Raw genomic sequence first — 20,033 nt, 5'->3', positions numbered from 1 at the left:
AACCGGAAAATCCGAACATCCGGTCGCAGGTTGCGGGTGTCACGAGGCAGGAGTTGTCCACGGAACCACTTCCAGCTCCGGCCACAGGGCCTTCATCCGCTCCGCCTTTTCGACATAAGTCTGCTCGTTCGGCTGCACGTGATTGGGCACGAGGCGCATGGCGAAGAGATTGGCGAGGCCGAAGGGCGCATGAAGGCGGAGGCGGTCCTCTGCGTCGAGGCACGCCGCGACCGCATGCGTGCGGGCCGCATAGGTGGTCAGGGCGTCCATGGAACAATCCAGCGGCCGGTAGGGCCGGCCGAAGCGCTGCGCGTACCACAGGTGGACCCGTGCCTGGTTGCGGACTTCCAGAAGGTCCGCGATCTCCGGCAAAGCGGCATTGACCTGTCCGATCACAACGTCCTCGGCCTCGTAGGACAGATCCGTGCCGTCGAAATATATGATGTCGAAGTCCTTGATGCCGTGCAGGAGCGGACGGTTCGTCAGCACGTTCCAGGCCGTCTGGTAGATGCCTCCGGAGACCAGCCAGGCGTCGGGCAGGTTCAGATCGCGAACAGCGCCCAGCATGCGCATGACATGCGGTACCGACCCGAGGATCCGCGCCAGTCCGGCGAGGCGTTCATCTTCGCTGGCCGCGTAGGGGTCGGCGAACCGGCTGACCGCGGCGGCCGGCAGATCGGTTCCACCGTTCATGAAGAGGTCCTCTTGTTGTATCCATGCAGGCTAGCTGATTCCGGTGTGCGGCACAGCGCATCATTTTGCCGGCAGGAGTGATTTCGAACAGGGGGCGCCGGGACGAAAATGCCGCGGCGGCCTGTCTGCGTGCCATCGGGCCGCACCCCGGGCGCCTTGACACGGCACCGGTCAAGGCCATCTGATTGAGGACGAGGTTCAAAGGGATAACGAGATGAAAAGCTTGCTGAGCAGACTGGCGATTGTCGCCCTTACGGGTGGTGGGGCGGCCCTGGCGGGCATACAGGCTTCTGAAGCCCAGTCCGGGCGGCCGAATTCGACAACCATGACCTGTTCGCAGGTCCAGGCCATGATCACCCAGCGCGGAGCTGTGGTGATGAGCACCGGCCAGTACACGTTCGATCGTTATGTGGCCAATTTCAGTTATTGCCAGCACGGCGAATTTCTAAGGCGGGACTTCATTCCCACAAAGGACAACAACAAGTGTTTTGTCCGGCGGTGTGATCCAAGCCGGCCGTTCATCTTCAACGACTGATCGACGGATCCGGTGCGCATGATGCAGGCCTTGGAGCCGGTCTCTGCGCGTGCCGCCAATGTCCGGACCGATGGCTGTCTCCGTGGCGCCTTGTGCGACCACGGGGGTGCGACAGGGCAACATGGGGGCACTGGACGACTCGACTGCAGGCGATCACCTGATGGCTGACCCGCGTGATGTCTCGTCGCGCGCGCACGGAGCCATGCGATCACCCGTCCCCTGTTTTCTACGATTTTCAGTCAATTCCCGAATTTTCCGACGCCTGCCAATGCAATGATCTGTTGCAATTCAAGGACACTTCCCAAATATGAGTTTGGGATTGCACGGATCTGGAATCGATCGACATTTTTTTACATGAATTCGCCTGAAAAATCAGGAAAGGCCTTGCGATGAGCGGGAAGAATACAAAAAAACAACTTTCAATGGCATTTTGTACCCTGCGGGCCTGCCTGATTCCGGGCCTCGTTGTGACGTCTGTGCAAATGGCGGACGCGCAAACACGGCGGCAGCCGGACACGACGAAACTGACCTGTTCGCAAACGCAGGAACTGGTCGCCAAATTCGGCGCAATCAATCTGAAGTCGGGGCCCTACAAGTTCGACCGCTATGTGACCAACCGCAACAAGTGCTATGCGAACGAGTCCGTGCGCACGACATATGTGCCGACGCTGGACACCCCCAGATGTTCGGTTCAGGTCTGCGTGGAGCGCGATCGCAACCGGCGCTGACTGGCGGCGTCATTCCAGCCCTCGAAGATAACTGGCCCTCGCGGAAAGCCCGATCAGGTGCGCGTGACGCGGCCGTGCGGGTCTTCGCCCGGCCGCGTCAATTCTGCCGCAGAATGGCCTAGCCGCGCAGGGCGCCGCCTGTCGCTTTTTCGACATTGGCGATGATCTTTTTCGCGACGGCATCGATTTCCTCGTCCGTCAGTGTCTTGTCTCTTGGCTGCAGGACGACGTCGATGGCAATGGATTTCTGACCGTCCGGCACGCCTTGACCCTCGTAGACATCGAACAGCGTGACATCGCCGATCAGCGTCTTGTCAGCGCCGCGCGCGGCCTTCAAGAGCTTTTCCGCGGCAACGTCCTTGCCGACCAGGAAAGCGAAGTCGCGGCGCACCGGCATCAGGTCGCTGGCCTTGAGCGCACCCTTGGACCGGCCGCCCTTGCCCCGTGGCTGCGGCAGTGCGTCGAGAAAGATCTCGAACCCTACGATCGGGCCTTCGATATCCAGCTTCTGCAAGGTGCGCGGATGAATTTCTCCGAACACGGCGAGGATGTTCTTCGGCCCCAGTTTCAGGCAGCCGGAGCGGCCGGGGTGAAACGTGTCCGGGGCGTCGGTATGGACCTGCAGCTTGTCCACCGGCGCTCCGGCGGCGGCCAGGGCGGCCTCGGCGTCGGCCTTGGCATCGAACACATCGACTTTTCCCGACGTGCCGGACCAGTGCCGGCCAGCCCCCTGGAGCTTCGCGGTGCCCCGGCGGATGCCCGTTGCAACCGTTTTCTGTCCCTGAGGGGTATCGTCTTCAAACACCTGGCCGATCTCGAACAGGGCGACATCGCCGATGCCGCGGTCTGCATTGCGTTGGGCAGCCGCCAGCAGGCCCGGCAGCAGGCTCGGGCGCATGTCGGACATCTCGCCGGAAATCGGGTTGGCCAGCGCCAGGGCGGCACTGCCGCCGCCGAACAGTTCCGCCTGGTCCCGGGAAATGAAGGACCAGGTCACGGCTTCGTTGAAACCGCGAGCGGCGAGCGCACGCCGCGCCCTGCCGCGACGGATCTGTCCGGTGGTCAGGACCTTCTGGCCGACGGTGCCGGTGGGCGGCAGCGGCGTGAACGGCACCCGCTCCAGACCGATGATGCGCACGACCTCTTCCACCAGGTCCGCCTTGCCCTCGATGTCAGGGCGCCAGCTCGGCACGGCGACCTTGACCGTTTCACCCGCGCCCGAGACCCAGAACCCGAGCGACTTCAGCGTCACGTTGGCTTCGGCCGGAATGACGTTGACACCGGACAGGCGTTTGATTTCCGAATACGGGAACTCGATGATGAGGCTGTTGTCCGGGATTTCACCGGCCTGGATGGGTTCCGAGGGCTCGCCGCCAACGAGATCGAGCACCATGCGCGTCGCGTATTCCAGGCCCGGCATCATGTAATCCGGGTCGACGCCGCGTTCGAAGCGGTAGCGGGCGTCGGTGTTGACACCGAGCTTGCGGCCGGTGGCGGCAATGCCGTCCTCGTCCCAGAGCGCGGATTCGATCAGCACGTTGACGGTGTCCTCCGTGCAGCCCGAAGGAACGCCCCCCAGAATGCCGCCGAGGCTCTCCACGCCGTTGTCGTCGGTAATGACGCAGATGGTGTCGTCAAGCTCGTAGGACTTGTTGTTGAGACCTTCGATCTTTTCGCCCTTTGCGGCGCGCCGGACCACCAGATCGCCATGAACCTTGTCCGCATCGAAGACGTGCAGCGGCCGGCCCTGGTCGAAGGTGATGTAGTTGGTCATGTCGACAAGCGCATTGATCGGTCTGAGACCGATGGCGGTCAGCCGGTCCTGCAGCCATTTCGGCGAGGGGCCGTTCTTGACGCCCCTGACCATGCGCAGGCCGAAGGCCTTGCACAGGGGCTTTGTGTCGCCGAAGTCGAGGTTGACGCTGACCGGGCAGGGGTAGCAGCCGCGAACCTGTTCGTGGCTGCGTTCCTTCAGCTTGCCGAGACCTGCGGCGGCAAGATCGCGGGCGATGCCGTAGACCCCGGTGCAGTCGGGGCGGTTGGGCGTCAGGCCGATCTCGATCACCGGCTCGTCCAGTCCCGCCCATTGCGCATAGCTCATGCCGACCGGCGCGTCTTCGGGCAGATCGATGATGCCGTCATGCTCTTCGGACAGTTCCAGCTCGCGCTCCGAGCACATCATGCCGAAGCTTTCCACGTCCCTGATCTTGCCGACCGAAAGCGTGATGTCGAGCCCGGGAATGTAGTCGCCGGGATTGCCCAGCACGCCGACCAGGCCGGTGCGGGCATTGGGCGCGCCGCAGACGATCTGGACCGGATCGCCGCTGCCGGTGTCGACCTTCAGGACGCGCAGGCGGTCGGCATTGGGATGCTGGGTGGCTTCCAGAACCCGGGCGATACGGAACGGCTTCAGCCGGTCGGCCTGGTTGGTGACCTCCTCGACCTCGAGGCCGATCATGGTGAGACGTTCAACGATCTCTTCCAGGCTGGCGTCGGTGTCCAGGTATTCCTTGAGCCAGGAAAGGGTGAATTTCATCGGTCGATCTCTTTAGATTTCAGGCTGCGGCATGATGCCGCGAGAAAGGGCTGTCGGGCGGATCAGTTGCTGAACCGGTCCACCTCGGGCAGAGTGGTCGCGGCGCCGTAGTTCTCCGCGAAGCGGCGGCCGATTTCGGAAAAATCCTGCGTCCATCGCCGCACCATGTCCGGTGTGATCTGCTGCTTGGTCGCAATCGCCTGGGCGGCTTCCGTTTCGATCCTGTCACGCAGAATGCCGAGTTCGAACTGGGCGGCATATTCCGCCCGGTACTTGCCGAGCCAGCCCATTGCGACGATGACCACCATCACCAGAAGGGCGGCGGTGCTGGTCAGGCCCGCCCATTTCGCGGTGCCGCCGATGCGCCGGTCGCTGGCGATCAGCACGATGGTGGCAATGGTCAGGAACGCGACGATATAGATGGCCTGCAGGAAGCTCTCGTATTTTTCCGCCGAGCTTGCCTCGTGACCGGCACGCAGTCGGGTGATCCGGTCCCGGAGATAGAGCAGGGCATCGGCTTCGACCCCGAGCTTGTCGCGGAAATAGGTGTCGCAGAACCGAAGCCGGCCGCGGCTTTCGATCTTTTCGGCGCAGGCTTCCAGGAAGGACGTTGGTGTCGCCACCCGCGCAGCCTGGTCCGCCGTTTGCGCGGCGGCCGGGAATCCGGCGGCAACAGCCAGCATTAGGAAGAGACAGATGCGGATCATCAAGGTCATGGGTTGTCGCCCCGTTCCTGAAGGTTAGCTGGAGAGGCCGCCGAACAGCGTCGGCAGGTCGAGGGGGCGGAAACCGTAGTGCTGGATCCAGCGCACGTCCGCGTCGAAGAAGGCGCGCAGGTCGGGCATGCCGTATTTCAGCATCGCGATGCGGTCGATGCCCATGCCCCAGGCAAAGCCCTGATAGACATCCGGGTCGAGGCCGCAATTGCGGATGACATTCGGGTGCACCATGCCGCAGCCGAGAATTTCCAGCCAGTCGTCGCCCTGGCCGATCTTGACCTCGCCGCCGGAGCGTTCGCACTGGATGTCGACTTCCATGGACGGTTCGGTGAACGGAAAAAAGCTCGGGCGGAACCGCATCTTGATGTCGTCGACCTCGAAGAAAGCCTTGCAGAATTCTCTCAGGACCCATTTCAGATGGCCGAAATGGCTTTCCTTGTCGATCACCAGACCTTCCACCTGATGGAACATCGGCGTGTGGGTCTGGTCGCTGTCGCAGCGGTAGGTTCGGCCCGGAATGATCACGCGGATCGGCGGTTCCTGCTCGCGCATGGTGCGGATCTGCACCGGCGACGTATGCGTGCGCAACAGCAGCCGTTCGCCGTCTTCCTTCGGATTGAAGAAGAACGTGTCGTGCATTTCACGCGCCGGGTGGCCTTCGGGAAAGTTCAGGGCAGTGAAGTTCAGCTCATCGGTCTCGATGTCCGGCCCCTCGGCGATGGAAAAGCCCATGTCGGCGAAGATCGCGGTCAGTTCGTCGATCACCTGGCTGACCGGGTGGATCCGGCCGGTCTCGGACGGCGCGGGACGCAGCGGCAGCGTGACGTCGACGGTTTCGCCGGCGAGACGGGCTTCCAGCGCGGTCTCGGCCAGAACGTCCTTGCGTGCCGAAATGGCGTCGGTGATCCTGGCTTTCAGGCCGTTCAGTGCGGGCCCCATGACCTGGCGCTCTTCCGGGGTCATCTTGCCGAGCGTTTTCATCTGCTCGGAGATCTTGCCCTTCTTGCCGAGGGCATGGACACGAAGGTCTTCCAGGGCGGCTTCCGTTTCCGCTCCCCCGATGGCGCCAAGGAGATCGGATTCGAGAGTATCGAGATTGGACATACGTAATCAGCTACCGGTTCGCGCGCGGCGCGCGCTTGAAGTCGAAACAGAAAGTCGGGGTCTTTTAGCGAATAATGGCACCGATGGCCACGGCCTGGATCGCATTAATGCGTGAGACACCGTTGAGGAGAAAAACGCCGGATTTCTTGCGCGTCAGCGCATAAATCGTCCGCAGGCGGGGCCCTGTGGCGCAATGAGGCGCAAGCCGACGCCCGCAATTGCGCGCAAACCGGCGGCGGGTCCGGAACGTTGGATATGTGCGGTGCGCTCACTCATGCGCATCAATCTACTCAACGGACAGGCGATGGCAAGCAAAAAGGCACTTCACGGAACTTCCCGCCGGACCGGACGTTTGCCTGTGATATGTGCCCCCGCAAGAGGGAGCGTTCCGGCGGATGGCTTCGCCTGCTTGCGCGAGAGGATCCGATGGCGATTGGCCGAAATGCAGACAGTCCGGCCGGGATCCCGGCGGCAGGATGGCGTGACATTATCTACCGTGTCTGGCGCGCGGTGCAGAAAGATCACGTCGGTCTGGTGGCGGCGGGCATCGCCTTTTACGGGCTGCTGGCGATCTTTCCGGCGCTTGCTGCCCTGATGGCAATCTCCGGGCTGGTGGTGGAGCCAGCCGAAATCCACAATCAGCTTGCAACGATCAGAACCTTCATTCCTCAAAGGGCGTCCGAGATCATTCTTGAACAGGCGGAAAGCGTGGCCGGTTCCCAGGATGCCGGCCTCGGCATCACCTTCATCGTCAGTCTCTCGCTCGCCCTTTATTCGGCCTCAAGAGGCATGTCGAGCCTGATCGAGGGGCTGAACGTCGCCTATGACGAGCATGAAACCCGGGGTTTCTTCAAACGCAAGGCGCTGACGCTGGCGTTGACAGTCATTCTCGTGCTCGCACTCCTGCTGGGACTGGCCTCCGCGCTCCTGCTGCCCGTCATCCTGAATTTTCTCTATCTGCCGGACTGGCTCACAGGTGTTTTATCGACGGTGCGCTGGATCCTCATGGGCCTGCTGACCGTCATGGGGTTGTCGCTCGTCTATCGCTTCGGGCCGTGCCGGTCCGATGCCAGGTGGAAATGGATTACGCCCGGCGCCGTGACGGCGACCTTGCTCTGGCTGGCGGCATCCATCGGCTTTTCGATCTATGCGGCTAATTTCGGCAGTTACAACAAGACGTTCGGCAGCCTGGCCGGGGTCATCATCCTGCTGATGTGGCTGTGGATCTCCGCCTATATCGTTCTGCTCGGCGCGGAACTGAACGGTGAAATGGAAGCCCAGACGCGCAAGGACAGCACCACGGGACCCGAAAAGCCCATGGGCGAGAGGGGCGCGGTCAAGGCCGACGTTCTTGGAAAATCCTTGACTGCCTCAGACTAGTGGATCCTGGTCCGTGACCGAATCCGCCCCCTTCGGCCGTCCGATGGAGGTCTGCAGTTCTTCTTTCAGCCAATTGCCGAACGCCCGCTTGGCTTTTGTCTCCGGCGCGTTCCGGCCACTGATAAGCCAATAGGCCATGCCTGTGGCAGCGCGTTCGGGAAAAGGGGCAATCACCTGGCCTGAATTCACCGCGTAGACGGCGAGTGTTTCCCAGGCGAGGAAGACACCCTGTCCGGCAATGGCTGCATCAAGACACAGGGAACCGTCGGAGAAGGTCGGGCCGCACTGCAAAATGCTCTCGTCCAGCCCGAACAGGTCCAGCCAGCTCTTCCAGGTAAACATCTGCCCTGGATCGTGGATGATTGGCAGCTTGCCGATGTCCTCTGGTTTCCTGATCCCTTCGGCAAGTGCCGGACTGCACACCGGGAAGACCCGTTGGTTCAGCAGTTTTTCCGCATTGACGCCCGGATAGGGGCCGCGTCCGACGCGGATGCAAAGGTCCACGTCCGACGTATCCGGATCGACCAGATCGACCGTCGCCTCCACCCGAACCCGGATGCCGGGATGCGCCTTGCTGAAGTTCTTTATGTGCCAGACGAGCCATTTGCCTGCGAAGACCGGGGCGACAGAGATCGTCAGCGCATCTTCCCTGCCGCGTTGCGTGGTCGCCACCGCAGTGGACAGTGACGTCATCGCGGAAGTCAGATGCGGTTGCATCGCCAGCATATGCGAGGTGGGAAGCAGCAGTCTGTTCTGTCGTTCGAAAAGCTGAACGCCGAGCTGCGCCTCCGTCTTCTGAACCTGCTGGCTGACGGCGCCAACGGTGACACCAAGCTCTTCCGCGGCGGCCTTGACCGAGCCGAGCCGGCCGACGGCCTCTACGGCGCGCAGACCCGATAGGTGGATGTTGATGAGGCTTTTCATTATAGGAAATCTAAATCAAAATCCAGAAGAAGTCGATTTTTATAAGGGGTTTTTGCTTCTATATTTCGAGCATAGCTAAATTCAAAAAAAGGGATTTGGCAATGAAAAGAACAATAATAAGGAAACTGAAAATCATGATGAAATTGTTTATGCGCCGCCAGCTGACCGCCAGACCGGCGTCCGCCTACGACCGCACCGACCCGCTGTCCCATCCGGCCATTGTCCGCATGAGCCAGCGCGAACTGGCCGACCTGCCGCTCGGCCGGCGCTGACGGCCCGGACCTGCTGTCGGACCGGTGCAAGCTCCGGTCCTGAAAATTCTCTGATCGGCCCCACTTCACCGGCTGGCCGATTGGACCTATCCGGTATCAGAAAACGGCGTTCGGGCTACGGCACGGCGCCGTTTCTGTTTAAGGGTCTTGACTTGGAGCCACTCCAGACCGGTAGGTTCGGAACCGCAACACACGAGCAAGGACCCATGCGGATATCGGAAGCCTCCACAAAAAGCGGCCTGAGCGCCGACACCATCCGGTTTTATGAAAAGACGGGCATCGTCCCTCCCATCGAGAGGAGCCCGGACGGATTGCGCCGCTTTTCACCGGAAAACGTCGAGTGGCTCACCTTGCTGTACTGGCTCCGCAAGACCGGCATGCCCCTGAAGGAAATGCAGCGGTTCGCGGCACTCTACCGGCAGGGCGCGGCAACTGTTCCGCAGCGCAGGGATCTGCTTTTGAAACATGAACAGCGCCTGCAGGACCGCAGGGTCGATCTCGACAGATGCGAGGAGGTGCTCGGCCACAAGCTGGCCGCATATGACAGGATCGAGGAAAGGACATCATGAAGATCATCGTCATCGGCGCCGCAGGCGCGATCGGTCAGGCGGTCTGCGCCGAACTGTCACCGCGTCATGACATCATCACCGCCGGTCGCACCTCCGGCGACATCCGCGTCGATCTGGCGGATGAGGCAAGCATCAACGCGATGTACCGGTCCGCCGGAACGGTGGACGCGGTGGTCTGTGCGGCGGGAGAAGTCGAATTCGGCCGGCTGGCCGACATGACCGGAGAAAAATACCTCTACGGGCTGAAGAACAAGGTGCTCACCCAGATCAACCTGGTGCTGGCCGGACTGAACCTGCTGGCCGAGGGCGGTTCGTTCACGCTGACGAGCGGCATTCTCGACCGGGATCCGATCCGGGTGGGTTCGGGCTCCGCCACCGCCAACGGGGCGCTGGCCGGTTTCGTCAAGGCGGCGGCCATCGACATGCCGCGCGGCCTGCGCATCAACGTGGTCAGCCCCGGCCTGCTTGAGGTTTCCGCGCAAAGATACGGCGCCATCTTTCCCGGCCATGATCCGGTCTCATCGCGCCGTGTCGGCCTCGCCTACGCCAAATGCATCGAGGGTGCCGCGACGGGGCAGATGCTGCCGGTGGACTGAGCCTGGAGCCTTTTGCGGCTCAGGACTTCTTGACGAACTCCGTCAGGATGACGATCCGCTGGTCGTTCACCCGGCCTTCGATATGGGCGGGGTTGTCGGCAACGAGGCCGATGTTGCGCACGGCCGTGCCGCGCTTGGCCGTGAACCCGGCGCCCTTGACCTTCAGGTCCTTGATCAGCGTCACCGTATCGCCTGAAGACAGCACGGCGCCATACGTGTCCTTGTGGACCACGTCAGCGGCTCCGTCGGTGGCCTCGTCAGGCGCGGTGCCGGTCAGACCGGCCCTGGCCCAGGCGAGCACATCGTCCTCAAGGTACAACATGTCCAGCAGGTCCCGGGCCCAGCTTTCCTCCGGCATTTTGGAAAGCAGCCGGTAAGCAGCAACCTGAACGGGGGGCACCTGGCTCCAGGCGGTCTCGTTCAGGCAATGCCAGCGGGTCGGGTCGATGTCTTTGGCGCCGGAGACCTGGTCCGCGCAATCGGCGCAGGCGAGGATCGCCATGTCCGCGCTGCCGTCCGCATCCGGGCCGATTTCCAGCACCGCCAGTGCCTCGGTGGCGCCGCAGAGTTCGCAGGCATTGCCGGCGCGTTCACGGAGGGTCTGCTCCATGGTCATTTCCTTCAAGTGGTCAGTCGCATTTTTCACAGGCTGGCTGTGAAGTTCAAGGTAATCTGGTGGAGACCAGCCGGCAGGGCGCCGACGTCGCGGTCTCGGAGATGCTGCCACGGCACCTCCTGCCGGGTGCCGAGGGGCGCCGGGCAGGCGCATGTGTCTGGCGGTCGTGAAGGTCCGCCGGACCTTCACGTCGGGCAACGCACGGCTGCGTTCGTCCCTTCGATTGATCCATCGGCTCAATCAATAACGCAAAGCGTGACCGCATCAGCCCGATCGACGGCGCTGCGCGCCTTGCCCTCACGGGCGTTCGAAGCTCGGCCGCCTTGGCCCGCTCGACGGTGCTGCGCACCTTACCCTCGCGTGCGTTCGAAGCTCGAAAACGTCCACCGGACCTTTTCGCCGGGCGAGGCCCAACCGCTTCTCACTCATCCATCTTCAGGGCCTGAATGAAGGCTTCCTGCGGGATTTCGACCTTGCCGAACTGGCGCATCTTCTTCTTGCCGGCCTTCTGCTTTTCCAGCAGCTTGCGTTTGCGTGTGGCGTCGCCGCCGTAGCATTTGGCGGTCACGTCCTTGCGCAGGGCCGAGATGGTTTCGCGGGCGATCACCCGTCCGCCGATGGCGGCCTGGATCGGGATCTTGAACATGTGCCGGGGGATCAGCTCTTTCAGCTTCTCGCACATGGCCCGGCCGCGGCGCTCCGCCTGGCTGCGGTGCACCAGCATGGACAGCGCGTCCACCGGCTCGTCGTTGACAAGGATTGACATCCGGACCAGGTCACCCGCCCGGTAGTCGGAAATCTGGTAGTCGAAGGAGGCGTAGCCCTTGGAGATCGACTTCAGCCGGTCGTAGAAGTCGAACACGACTTCGTTGAGCGGCAGGTCATAGGCCACAAGGGCCCGCGAGCCGACATAGGAGAGATCCACCTGGATGCCGCGCCGCTCCTGGCACAGTTTCAGGATTCCGCCCAGATAATCGTCCGGCGTCATGATGGTTGCCCGGATCCACGGCTCGCGGATCTCGGTGATCTTGACCACGTCCGGCATGTCGGCCGGATTGTGCAGGTCGATGTCCGTACTGTCCGTCAAGGTCATCTGGTAGACGACCGACGGCGCGGTCGCGATCAGGTCGAGGTCGAACTCGCGGTAAAGCCGTTCCTGGATGATCTCCAGATGCAGCAGGCCCAGGAAGCCGCAGCGAAAGCCGAATCCGAGGGCCGCGGAGGTTTCCATCTCGAAGGAGAAACTGGCGTCGTTCAGGCGCAGCTTGCCCATGGCGGCGCGCAGGTCGTCGAAATCGTTGGCGTCGACCGGGAACAGTCCGCAGAACACCACCGGCTGGGCCGGCTTGAAGCCCGGCAGGGCCTCGGCGCAGGGCTTCTTGTCCAGCGTGATGGTGTCACCGACGCGGGTGTCGGCCACTTCCTTGATAGAGCCGGTGATGACGCCGATTTCGCCGGCATGCAATTCATCCACCTGCAGGAACTTCGGGGTCATGACGCCGACGCGATCCACGTCATAGGCGGCGCCGGTTCCCATCATCTTGACCTTCTGGCCCTTCTTCAGCGAGCCGTTGATGACACGCACCAGAACCATGACGCCGAGATAGGTGTCGTACCAGCTGTCGACCAGCATCGCCTTCAGCGTGTCGTCCGGATCGCCCTTGGGGGGCGGCAGCTTCTGCACGATGGCTTCCAGCACGTCGTCCACGCCAAGGCCCGTCTTCGCCGAGATCATGCAGGCCTCGGAGGCATCGATGCCGATGACATCCTCGATCTGTTCCTTGATCCGGTCCGGTTCGGCGGCCGGCAGGTCGATCTTGTTCAGCACCGTGACGATCTCGTGATCGTTCTCGATGGCCTGGTAGACATTGGCCAGGGTCTGGGCTTCCACCCCTTGTGAGGCGTCGACCACCAGCAGCGAGCCTTCGCAGGCCGCAAGAGAGCGGGAGACCTCATAGGCGAAATCCACGTGGCCCGGCGTGTCGATCAGGTTTAGCGTGTATTGCTGGCCGTCCTTGGCGGTGTAGATCAGCCGCACTGTCTGGGCCTTGATCGTGATGCCGCGTTCGCGCTCGATATCCATGGAATCGAGAACCTGCGAAGTCATTTCGCGATCTGTCATCGTGCCGGTCATCTGGATCAGGCGGTCGGCCAGTGTCGACTTGCCGTGATCGATATGGGCAACGATGGAAAAATTTCGGATGTTGGAAAGGCTCTGCGTCGTCATGGCCGCCCCTTTACCATTGCAATTCGATTTCGACCAGTGAATTGCGCGCGCCGGAAGCCGAAATCCGTGGTTTTTTGAGGCGTGCCAGCCACTCCGGCCTGTCGCGGCCGGCAGGCATTGGATGGCCGCCTGCCCGGGTCAGGCAATTGACGTATGCCTTTCCGGTCGGGAATCATGAAAAATCGGTCTCAAAGTCCGGGCACCGGTGTGCCCAAACGCCTTTGACCGTTCGAACGAGAGACCCGCATGATCATCCAAACTGCCGAACCCGGTGACATTCCGGCCATTCTGCTGCTCTACAACCACGCCATACGCGAAACCACCGCAGCCTGGGTGAGCCGCGAGGAAACCCTGGATGACCGTCAGGCCTGGTTCGAGGGCCGCAGAAAACAGGATCTGCCGGTCCTGATCGCGTCGGCGGCTGACGGCACCTTGCTCGGCTTTGCCAGCTACGGTCCGTTCCGCCCGCGAGAAGGCTATCGGCTGACGGCGGAGCACACGGTCTATGTCGATCCGAAGGCCCAGCGGCGTGGGGTCGGCAAGGCCTTGCTGTTGCGGCTGCTCGACATGGCCAGGGCACAGGGTCTGCATGTACTGGTCGGCGCCGTCGACGGTCAGAACAAGGCCTCCATCGGCTTGCATGAAGCGCTCGGTTTCGAAGTCACTGGGCGCCTTCCGCAGGTCGGCACAAAGTTCGGCCGCTGGCTGGACCTGGTATTCGTGACCAAGGTTCTGACTGAGGAGGACGCGCCGGAGGGCTGAGGCCGGGGGGAAACCGGAAGGGCGGTGACGGAGGCCTTAATTCGCCGTCAGAACCGAGCGGCAATCGCGGGGCAGGGCGGCCAGGGCCATGGGGCGTTTCTTGACGACCTTGGGCTTTTCGCCCTTTTTCGGCGGATTTTTCGGCACCCAGGGCTCGTCCGACAGCCAGTAGGACAGGTGCTGTCCGCAGCCGTCGCCCGGCGGGGGCGGGTTCTGGTTCTTGCAGCCGGCGCTGCCGGGCGGGCAGGCCAGGCGGACATGGAAATGATAGTGGTGCCCCCACCAGGGCCGGACCTTGCGCAGCCAGGTCCGGTCGCGGCCGGTCTCGAAGTCGCACAAGGCCTTCTTGATCGTCGGGTTGACGAAAATCCGGGCAACCCGCTTGTCCGAAGCGGCGCGCCGGATCAGCCGCGCATGGGTCTTGCTCCATTTTTTCCGGTCGACCCGCCGGTCGGCGCCCTTGATGTCGAGCGGCCCCTTCAGCATTGAAATCGCCGAGATGTCCTCGCGTTCCTGCGCACTCAGGCGGCGGTCGGGCATCTGCGTCAGCCAGATATCGGCGTCGAGGCCGATCTGGTGGCTGGCATGTCCTGACAGCATCGGACCGCCGCGCGGCTGGGCCAGATCGCCGACCAGCAGGCCTTTCCATCCGAGCTTCGGCGCATCGCCGGCAAGGTCCTTCAGATAGTCGATCAGGTCCGGATGGCCCCAGTTGCGGTTCCTGGAAAGCCGCATCGCCTGCCAGGCAGGACCGTCCGCCGGCAATTCTGCGCCGCCGGCCAGACAGCCCTTGGCATAGGACCCGATCGAGCGCGCCTTGAGAGGCGCCGGGCCGTCGGCGGTGCCGAAATAATCCTTGGCCGGTTGATCGGAATACAGCACCAGCTTGGGTTTGCTGGCGACATAGCCTTCCGGCACGGCGCGTTTTTTCACCGGCAGGGGCGTTCCCGCGACGATCCTCACGCTCGGCGCATAGGGGGCCGTATCCGTGTCTGTTGCCGCGCTGGCCGGTTTAGGGTCCGGAACCGGCACCGCGGCCGCCGCCGGGGAGAAGAGAGCCGCCAGAACACCCAGACCTGCCAGAAAAGCCAGACCGGCCCGTGCGGCGGCCGGTTTGGTCGAGCCTGGCAGCGCGGCCGTCAGCGCTGATATCTTCTGAATGATCACCTTGGGACCTCTCGCGCCGGTCGGGTCGGCCAGCCGCCGGTTTCTTCCGCGCTGTTGTTCGCGGCCGCCGGGGCTGTTTCAGCCTTCAGGCAGCATGCACCAGATCGACCGCCGGCGCATCCGATTCCGGATCGCGCATGCACTCTGTCAACATGTCAGCGAAAGTGTCCAGGAAGACGGTGTTGTCCCGGATCACCCGGTCGGCGGCTCCGTTCAGGGTGATGATGTTGCCGGGACGGGCGTTGTCGGTGTCCTCGGCTTCGGGCGGCAGTTCCGCTTCCAGTCGGTGATAGGTCACATTCGGCAATTCGGCAAACAGGTGCTCCGCCTGATAGGACGCGGTCTGGGACTGTCCGTCGGCGAAGATCGACAGGATCGGCACGCCCTTGGATGGCTGCATCCAGCCGAGCGCACCCCAGCTGATCGCATCCTTGTAGAGGAAGGGCCGGCCGGGCGCCCGGCCGGTGCCCAGCGACAGGATGACGATTTCGTCGTCCCCCCAGCCGAGCTTGCGCGCTTCCAGGTAGGCGGCGATGGTCGGGTCCTTCATGAAGACGCCGCCGTCGATCAGGGCTTCCTCGCGCCGCCGGCTGAGGTTTTCCACCTTGGCCGGTTCGAAATAGGACGGGGCGGCTGTGGTGGCGCGCACCGCTTGCCAGAAGTAATAATCGTCCGGGCGGCCGCCGTCTTTCTCGGCGCCGTTGGTCATGAACACAGCCTTGCGCCGTTCGATGTCATAGGCGGTCAGGACCAGCCGGGTGAGGCCGCTCGCCATCGAGGTCCAGCCGAAACGCTCCTTGAGCAGCTTTTCCAGGGGGCGGGCGTCATAGGTCTCGTCGAACAGACCAAGGGGGTTGGTCACGGCGCGGGCGAGCCGCGCGCTGATCGATGATGTGAAAATGTCCCGGGACTCGCGTTCGAAGAAAGCCCGGAGCTCGGCCAGCGTGGTCGCGGCTTCGCCGGCGCTGCCGCCGGGGCGCGGCGCGGTGAGACCGGCGGCGATCAGACCACCGGACGAACTGCCGGCCATCAGGTCGAACACCTTGTGCATCGGTGCGGCGACGCCGCGCTGGCTCAGCCGGCTTTCCAGCGTCTCGAGGAGGCGTACGGGAATGAGGCCACGCACGCCGCCGCCGTCGATGGAAAGGATGAAACGTTTTTTCTGGGCCATGGTTTTCCCCGGGATGTCAGAGCGGAAGGTCCGGCGCCTTCCCGCGGCCGCGGCAGTCGCCTTGTCATCTGACCCACAATGTTTGCCACCAATTGCGACACTGCAATGGCAAAGACCGAAGGAAAGGCGCGTTTTTCCTGAATTGGCGAGCAACCGGTTAACGCCTTCACGCTGCCGGCCGCCAGAACGCTTCAATTCAACGGTGAAAGGCTTTAGGATCGGAGCACACTCAAATCCCGTACAGGAAAATCCATGAACATCGATCTGCTGCGCCGACTTTGCGAAACTCCGGGCGTGCCCGGCCACGAACACCGGGTGCGCGACCTGGTCCAGTCGGAAATCAAGGGTCTGTTCGACGAGGTCAGTGTCGATCCGATGGGATCGCTGCTGTGCCGCCGCGACAGCCGCAAGGCGTCCAGGAAGGCCGCGCCGAAGAAGGTCATGCTGCTGTGTCACATGGACGAGATCGGCTTTCTGGTCTCTCACGTTACCGACAAGGGATACCTGCATGTGCAGCCGGTCGGCGGGTTCGACGCGCGCAATCTGTTCTCACGCCGCGTCTTGGTGTCCACCGACGAGGGGGATTTCAAGGGTGTCATGAACCCCGGCGGCAAGCCGATCCACATCTCCTCGCCCGAAGAGCGCAAGAAGATCCCCGAGCCGAAGGACTTCGTGGTCGATCTCGGCATGGGCGAGAAGGCGAAGGACATCGTCAAGGTCGGTGACATGGTCACCATGGACGAGCCGCTGATCGAGATCGGCGACAAGGTCGTCTCCAAGGCCCTCGACAACCGCATTGCCTGCTGGCTCGGCATCGAGGCCATCAGGGGGCTGGGCAAGGCCAAGCACGGCTGCGAGATCCATGTCGCCTTCACCTGCCAGGAGGAAGTCGGCCTGCGCGGTGCCCGTACGGCGGCCTTCGCCATCAAGCCGGACATCGGCTTCGGGGTCGACACCACGCTTGCCTGCGACACGCCGGGCGTTCCCGAACAGGACCGCACCACGGTTCAGGGCGAAGGCTTCGGACTGCATGTGAAGGATTCCAGCTTCATCGCCGACCGTGACCTGGTCAGGGAAGTCGAGGCGATCGCGCTGAAGGAAAAGATCCCGTTCCAGCGCACCATGCTGGCCGCCGGCGGCCAGGACGGCGCCGCGGCCCAGCAGGCGGCGGCCGGTGCCAAGGCGGTCGGCATCGTGGTCGGCACGCGCTACATCCACACGGTCACGGAAATGATCCACAAGGGCGACCTGCAGGCCGCGCTCGACATCCTGGTGGCGTATCTCAAAAAGGCGTGAGCGGCGTCATGGAAAGGGGCGCTGCGGCGCCCCTCTGTCTGCTGACAGGCTTTGGGGCGTTCGTGCGCTCCGGTCAGCTTCGCCTCAGGCCAGCAGGCCCGCGAGGTTGGAAACCTGCTCGCCGGTGCCTGCATAGAGGTTGCTGACCGAGGCGCTCTGGTAGCTGAAGGAACCGTTGCCGGTGGACCCTTCGATGGTCGCTGCGCTGGCGGAGCGCGCCGACAGGCCCGTTTCGCTGTCATAGGAAACCCGGTCGAAGGAAACGAACTGGGCCGACAGGGTCTCCCCGCCGATTTCAGCCTCGATCGTGGTTGTGGAGATGGTCGCGCTTTCATAGGCGATCGACGCGGACGGCCCGCCGTCGCCCTCTCCAAGCGCCGACTTCAGCTGGCCGGCCGCCTTCTGGTAGTCCTCGACGGTGGCGAGGGTGCTGTCCTCGTTCTCGTCGTCGTCGTTCTTGCCCTTGTCGACCGCATCCTGCAGGGCGGCGATCACAACCGCGTCTTCCTCGGCCTTCTTGCTGGCCGCTTCCAGAACGCTGACGGCCGGTGCCTGCGCACCGCCGGTACCGCCGGCAAGTGCATCGGGACGGCCGTTGCCGCCTTCGGAGCCGCCGCCGGAAACGGACGCGGAAAACAGGCTGGTGCTCTGGACGGTGGTCTCGATGGAAATCTGCATGGCGCCGGATCCTGATTTGTCCGGCCCGTTCTGGTCCGGCAAAGATTCTGAAAGCATCCTGCAAAACCGTTAACAGGTCATTAACCTATGGCGCCGGGCATTTTCCGGTCCTGCGGACCAAAAATCCGGACTTTCAGGCAAACGCTCTTTCCAGAAACCGCCCGCCGAGCACCATGCCGCGCTCGTCGATGGAATGGCCAAGGCCGGAGAGCAGATGCAGGCTGGAAACCACCCCGGCCTGTGTCAGCGCCTGATCGGCCGCCTCGGCATGATAGGCCGGCACGACGTTGTCATCGCTGCCGTGCACGATCAGGACCGGGCTTTCGGTGCCGATTGTCTCCAGGCGGGTGGCGCCCGGTAGCAGACCTGAAAAGGCGATCAGCGCCGCCGGCGCCACCTTGCTGCGCAGGCCGCATTGAAATGCCATCATGGCGCCCTGGCTGAAGCCGACAAGGGCAAGCGCGCCGCCGTCAAGCGACAGCGCGGCAAGTTCCGCGTCGAGAAAGCGGTCCAGCACAGGTCGGGCCGCCTCCGAGCCGAGACGGTATTCATCGGGCGAACGCTCGCTGAGCGCGAACCACTGCCGGCCGCCAACCGCTTCGAACGGCAGCGTTTGCGGAGCATCGGGAGCGACGAACGCGGCGTCGGGGAACTGGCCCTGCCAGGCGCGACCCAGGTCGATCAGGTCCGCGCCGTCGGCGCCATAGCCATGCAGGATCACGATCAGCTGGCGCGCGGGACGGCCGGAGGCGGGCGCCAGGCGGGGGCCATCGAGTTGCGTTGGAGCGGGTCTGACGATCATGGGGTGTCTCTGGTATCCGTGTTTGCAGCAAGTGTCTGCTTCGCCTCCCGGCGAATGAACGGCAGGGATATCACAAGGGACGCGACGATCAGCGCACCGGCAAGCGCGAACGGGGCACCCGGAAACGAGATTGTCGCATCCGGGCCCGAGAAGGCCGCGAAAACCTGTGTCATGACCAGTGGGCTGACCACCATGGACAGGCCCGCCGCGCTGGAGATCAGGCCCTGGAGTTCGCCTTGCGCGTTGTCCGGCATGCGGTTCGACATCAGGCCGGTGAAGGCCGGTGTTGCCAGGGCGCCGAGCGCGGCGAAGCAGATCAGCCCATAGGCCATCCAGCCGGCATCCGCGACCGCAAGACCGGCAAAGGCGATCAGGTTTGCGGCCAGGCCTGCCAGCAGGGTCCGCCCGGGCCCGAGCCTGGGGTCCAGCACCCGGATCAGGTACCCCTGGACAAAGGCAAAGCCGATCCCGACAAAGGCGAGCGACAGGCCGATGTCGCCCGGCGACCAGCCATAGACCTCTTCGGAGTAGTAGCTCCAGATCGCCGGATAGACATAGTGGGCGATGTCGAACAGGAAGACCGCGATGAGAAGCGTTCTGACGGCGGGATAGGCGGCCAGTTGCTTCAACGCACCCAACGGATTGGCGCGTTTCCAGTCAAACGCCCGCCTGTTTTCGTCCTTCAGCGTTTCCGGCAGCACGAAAAAGCCGAACACGAAATTGGCGAAGGACAGGATGGCCGCCGCGTAAAAGGGCGCGCGCGGCCCGAATTCGCCCAGGTAGCCGCCGATCATCGGGCCGAGCACGAAACCGACGCCGAATCCGGCGCCGATCAGGCCGAAATTCTTGGCCCGGTCCTCCTTCGAGGACACATCCGCGATAAAGGCCGAAGCCGCGGAGAAGGTCGCGCCCGCGATGCCCGACAGCAGCCGGCCGGCGAACAGCACGGCAATGTGCCAGGACAGCGCCATGATCAGATAGTCCACCGCCATGGCGAACATGGAGACCAGCAGCACCGGGCGCCGCCCGAACCGGTCGGCAATGTTGCCGAGCGTCGGACCGAAAGCGAATTGCATCAGCGCATAGACAAGGCTGAGGGCGCCGCCCCAGCGGGCGGCATCGCTCACAGGCAGGTCGGTCAGCTCGCGCAGCAGCGACGGCATCACGGGCATCATCAGACCGATGCCCATGGAATTGAGGGTCAGCGTAACGAGGATGAAACCGAGCGCGCTGCGCCTGGAGGAGCCTGTCTGCAAGC

General features: G+C 63.3%; 20 protein-coding genes. 8 read left to right on the top strand and 12 right to left on the bottom strand.

Going from position 1 to position 20,033, the window contains the following annotated elements:
- Positions 1 to 39: 39 nt before the first annotated feature.
- A complete protein-coding gene (locus tag AC0VX3_RS24485) occupies positions 40 to 693 on the bottom strand; it encodes a nucleotidyltransferase family protein (protein WP_475522694.1) in 654 nt (217 codons plus the stop codon).
- 214 nt (positions 694 to 907) lie between these two features.
- Between AC0VX3_RS24485 and AC0VX3_RS24480 the strand changes: the two genes are divergently transcribed.
- Both AC0VX3_RS24480 and AC0VX3_RS24475 read left to right on the top strand, forming a co-directional pair.
- Positions 908 to 1,228, top strand: a complete 321-nt coding sequence (locus AC0VX3_RS24480; RefSeq protein ID WP_475522693.1) for a hypothetical protein — start codon at positions 908 to 910, stop codon at positions 1,226 to 1,228.
- A gap of 482 nt (positions 1,229 to 1,710) precedes the next feature.
- Positions 1,711 to 1,956 (top strand): hypothetical protein, encoded by a 246-nt coding sequence (locus AC0VX3_RS24475; RefSeq protein WP_475522692.1) that lies wholly within the window; start codon positions 1,711 to 1,713, stop codon positions 1,954 to 1,956.
- A 118-nt stretch (positions 1,957 to 2,074) separates the two neighbouring features.
- Here AC0VX3_RS24475 and pheT read toward each other — a convergent pair whose 3' ends face one another.
- From pheT to pheS, 3 genes are all read right to left on the bottom strand, one after another.
- Positions 2,075 to 4,492, bottom strand: coding sequence for a phenylalanine--tRNA ligase subunit beta (pheT, locus tag AC0VX3_RS24470; RefSeq protein WP_475522691.1), 2,418 nt, complete (start codon positions 4,490 to 4,492; stop codon positions 2,075 to 2,077).
- A 62-nt stretch (positions 4,493 to 4,554) separates the two neighbouring features.
- Positions 4,555 to 5,208 carry a phenylalanyl-tRNA synthetase subunit alpha gene (locus AC0VX3_RS24465; protein ID WP_342891330.1) on the bottom strand — a complete coding sequence of 218 codons (654 nt, stop codon included), beginning with the start codon at positions 5,206 to 5,208 and terminating at the stop codon, positions 4,555 to 4,557.
- A gap of 24 nt (positions 5,209 to 5,232) precedes the next feature.
- Entirely contained in the window at positions 5,233 to 6,315 is a 1,083-nt protein-coding gene (gene pheS / locus AC0VX3_RS24460; RefSeq protein WP_475522690.1) for a phenylalanine--tRNA ligase subunit alpha, read from the bottom strand.
- A gap of 426 nt (positions 6,316 to 6,741) precedes the next feature.
- Between pheS and AC0VX3_RS24455 the strand changes: the two genes are divergently transcribed.
- Entirely contained in the window at positions 6,742 to 7,695 is a 954-nt protein-coding gene (locus AC0VX3_RS24455; RefSeq protein WP_475522689.1) for a YihY/virulence factor BrkB family protein, read from the top strand.
- Here AC0VX3_RS24455 and AC0VX3_RS24450 read toward each other — a convergent pair.
- Positions 7,687 to 8,619 (bottom strand): LysR substrate-binding domain-containing protein, encoded by a 933-nt coding sequence (locus AC0VX3_RS24450; RefSeq protein ID WP_342891327.1) that lies wholly within the window; start codon positions 8,617 to 8,619, stop codon positions 7,687 to 7,689. The genes AC0VX3_RS24455 and AC0VX3_RS24450 overlap by 9 nt on opposite strands.
- Positions 8,620 to 8,753: 134 nt before the next feature.
- On the opposite strand from AC0VX3_RS24450, the gene AC0VX3_RS24445 reads away from it, so the two are divergent.
- From AC0VX3_RS24445 to AC0VX3_RS24435, 3 genes are all read left to right on the top strand, one after another.
- A complete protein-coding gene (locus AC0VX3_RS24445) occupies positions 8,754 to 8,891 on the top strand; it encodes a hypothetical protein (RefSeq protein ID WP_342891326.1) in 138 nt (45 codons plus the stop codon).
- Positions 8,892 to 9,097: 206 nt separating this feature from the next.
- Positions 9,098 to 9,460, top strand: coding sequence for a MerR family transcriptional regulator (locus AC0VX3_RS24440; RefSeq protein ID WP_475522688.1), 363 nt, complete (start codon positions 9,098 to 9,100; stop codon positions 9,458 to 9,460).
- Positions 9,457 to 10,056 carry a short chain dehydrogenase gene (locus AC0VX3_RS24435; RefSeq protein ID WP_475522687.1) on the top strand — a complete coding sequence of 200 codons (600 nt, stop codon included), beginning with the start codon at positions 9,457 to 9,459 and terminating at the stop codon, positions 10,054 to 10,056. The genes AC0VX3_RS24440 and AC0VX3_RS24435 overlap by 4 nt, the downstream gene beginning before the upstream one ends.
- A 19-nt stretch (positions 10,057 to 10,075) precedes the next feature.
- On the opposite strand, the gene AC0VX3_RS24430 is transcribed toward AC0VX3_RS24435, so the two are convergent.
- Both AC0VX3_RS24430 and lepA read right to left on the bottom strand, forming a co-directional pair.
- On the bottom strand, positions 10,076 to 10,666 hold the full coding sequence (locus AC0VX3_RS24430; protein ID WP_475522686.1) for a PhnA domain-containing protein: 591 nt from the start codon (positions 10,664 to 10,666) through the stop codon (positions 10,076 to 10,078).
- Between the two features lie 427 nt (positions 10,667 to 11,093).
- Positions 11,094 to 12,899, bottom strand: a complete 1,806-nt coding sequence (gene lepA, locus AC0VX3_RS24425) for a translation elongation factor 4 (RefSeq protein ID WP_475522685.1) — start codon at positions 12,897 to 12,899, stop codon at positions 11,094 to 11,096.
- Between the two features lie 246 nt (positions 12,900 to 13,145).
- On the opposite strand from lepA, the gene AC0VX3_RS24420 reads away from it, so the two are divergent.
- On the top strand, positions 13,146 to 13,661 hold the full coding sequence (locus AC0VX3_RS24420) for an N-acetyltransferase family protein (RefSeq protein WP_475522684.1): 516 nt from the start codon (positions 13,146 to 13,148) through the stop codon (positions 13,659 to 13,661).
- Between the two features lie 36 nt (positions 13,662 to 13,697).
- On the opposite strand, the gene mepA is transcribed toward AC0VX3_RS24420, so the two are convergent.
- Together mepA and AC0VX3_RS24410 are read right to left on the bottom strand one after the other, a co-directional pair.
- Positions 13,698 to 14,828: a penicillin-insensitive murein endopeptidase gene (gene mepA, locus AC0VX3_RS24415; RefSeq protein WP_475522683.1), complete on the bottom strand. Its 1,131-nt coding sequence runs from the start codon at positions 14,826 to 14,828 to the stop codon at positions 13,698 to 13,700.
- Between the two features lie 85 nt (positions 14,829 to 14,913).
- Positions 14,914 to 15,999, bottom strand: a complete 1,086-nt coding sequence (locus tag AC0VX3_RS24410; protein ID WP_475522682.1) for a patatin-like phospholipase family protein — start codon at positions 15,997 to 15,999, stop codon at positions 14,914 to 14,916.
- A 252-nt stretch (positions 16,000 to 16,251) separates the two neighbouring features.
- On the opposite strand from AC0VX3_RS24410, the gene AC0VX3_RS24405 reads away from it, so the two are divergent.
- The gene (locus AC0VX3_RS24405; protein WP_348145805.1) at positions 16,252 to 17,295 is read left to right on the top strand and encodes a M42 family metallopeptidase; all 1,044 of its coding nucleotides are present in this window, start codon (positions 16,252 to 16,254) and stop codon (positions 17,293 to 17,295) included.
- An 84-nt stretch (positions 17,296 to 17,379) separates the two neighbouring features.
- On the opposite strand, the gene AC0VX3_RS24400 is transcribed toward AC0VX3_RS24405, so the two are convergent.
- The 3 genes from AC0VX3_RS24400 to AC0VX3_RS24390 all read right to left on the bottom strand — a co-directional run bounded on the left by AC0VX3_RS24400 (position 17,380) and on the right by AC0VX3_RS24390 (position 20,031).
- Positions 17,380 to 17,973, bottom strand: a complete 594-nt coding sequence (locus AC0VX3_RS24400; RefSeq protein ID WP_475522681.1) for a hypothetical protein — start codon at positions 17,971 to 17,973, stop codon at positions 17,380 to 17,382.
- Between the two features lie 133 nt (positions 17,974 to 18,106).
- On the bottom strand, positions 18,107 to 18,775 hold the full coding sequence (locus tag AC0VX3_RS24395; protein ID WP_475522680.1) for an alpha/beta hydrolase: 669 nt from the start codon (positions 18,773 to 18,775) through the stop codon (positions 18,107 to 18,109).
- Positions 18,772 to 20,031: a TCR/Tet family MFS transporter gene (locus tag AC0VX3_RS24390; protein WP_475522679.1), complete on the bottom strand. Its 1,260-nt coding sequence runs from the start codon at positions 20,029 to 20,031 to the stop codon at positions 18,772 to 18,774. Before AC0VX3_RS24390 ends, AC0VX3_RS24395 begins: the two co-directional genes overlap by 4 nt.
- Between the last annotated feature and the right edge of the window lie 2 nt (positions 20,032 to 20,033).

The sequence above is a fragment of the Roseibium sp. QJM3NY_11 genome (assembly GCF_056173175.1).
The sequence above is the reverse complement of the archived record's forward strand: the minus strand, read 5'-3'. Positions and strand labels throughout refer to the sequence as shown.

Coding starts and splice junctions, on each gene's coding strand:
- AC0VX3_RS24475 (WP_475522692.1), top strand. CDS start 1,711: ATGGCGGACGCGCAAACACGGCGGCAGCCGGACACGACGAAACTGACC.
- AC0VX3_RS24400 (WP_475522681.1), bottom strand. CDS start 17,973: ATGCAGATTTCCATCGAGACCACCGTCCAGAGCACCAGCCTGTTTTCC.
- AC0VX3_RS24395 (WP_475522680.1), bottom strand. CDS start 18,775: ATGATCGTCAGACCCGCTCCAACGCAACTCGATGGCCCCCGCCTGGCG.
- AC0VX3_RS24440 (WP_475522688.1), top strand. CDS start 9,098: ATGCGGATATCGGAAGCCTCCACAAAAAGCGGCCTGAGCGCCGACACC.
- AC0VX3_RS24405 (WP_348145805.1), top strand. CDS start 16,252: ATGAACATCGATCTGCTGCGCCGACTTTGCGAAACTCCGGGCGTGCCC.
- AC0VX3_RS24430 (WP_475522686.1), bottom strand. CDS start 10,666: ATGGAGCAGACCCTCCGTGAACGCGCCGGCAATGCCTGCGAACTCTGC.
- AC0VX3_RS24435 (WP_475522687.1), top strand. CDS start 9,457: ATGAAGATCATCGTCATCGGCGCCGCAGGCGCGATCGGTCAGGCGGTC.
- AC0VX3_RS24480 (WP_475522693.1), top strand. CDS start 908: ATGAAAAGCTTGCTGAGCAGACTGGCGATTGTCGCCCTTACGGGTGGT.
- AC0VX3_RS24465 (WP_342891330.1), bottom strand. CDS start 5,208: ATGACCTTGATGATCCGCATCTGTCTCTTCCTAATGCTGGCTGTTGCC.
- pheT (WP_475522691.1), bottom strand. CDS start 4,492: ATGAAATTCACCCTTTCCTGGCTCAAGGAATACCTGGACACCGACGCC.
- AC0VX3_RS24455 (WP_475522689.1), top strand. CDS start 6,742: ATGGCGATTGGCCGAAATGCAGACAGTCCGGCCGGGATCCCGGCGGCA.
- AC0VX3_RS24445 (WP_342891326.1), top strand. CDS start 8,754: ATGATGAAATTGTTTATGCGCCGCCAGCTGACCGCCAGACCGGCGTCC.
- AC0VX3_RS24450 (WP_342891327.1), bottom strand. CDS start 8,619: ATGAAAAGCCTCATCAACATCCACCTATCGGGTCTGCGCGCCGTAGAG.
- AC0VX3_RS24485 (WP_475522694.1), bottom strand. CDS start 693: ATGAACGGTGGAACCGATCTGCCGGCCGCCGCGGTCAGCCGGTTCGCC.
- lepA (WP_475522685.1), bottom strand. CDS start 12,899: ATGACGACGCAGAGCCTTTCCAACATCCGAAATTTTTCCATCGTTGCC.
- AC0VX3_RS24420 (WP_475522684.1), top strand. CDS start 13,146: ATGATCATCCAAACTGCCGAACCCGGTGACATTCCGGCCATTCTGCTG.
- pheS (WP_475522690.1), bottom strand. CDS start 6,315: ATGTCCAATCTCGATACTCTCGAATCCGATCTCCTTGGCGCCATCGGG.
- AC0VX3_RS24410 (WP_475522682.1), bottom strand. CDS start 15,999: ATGGCCCAGAAAAAACGTTTCATCCTTTCCATCGACGGCGGCGGCGTG.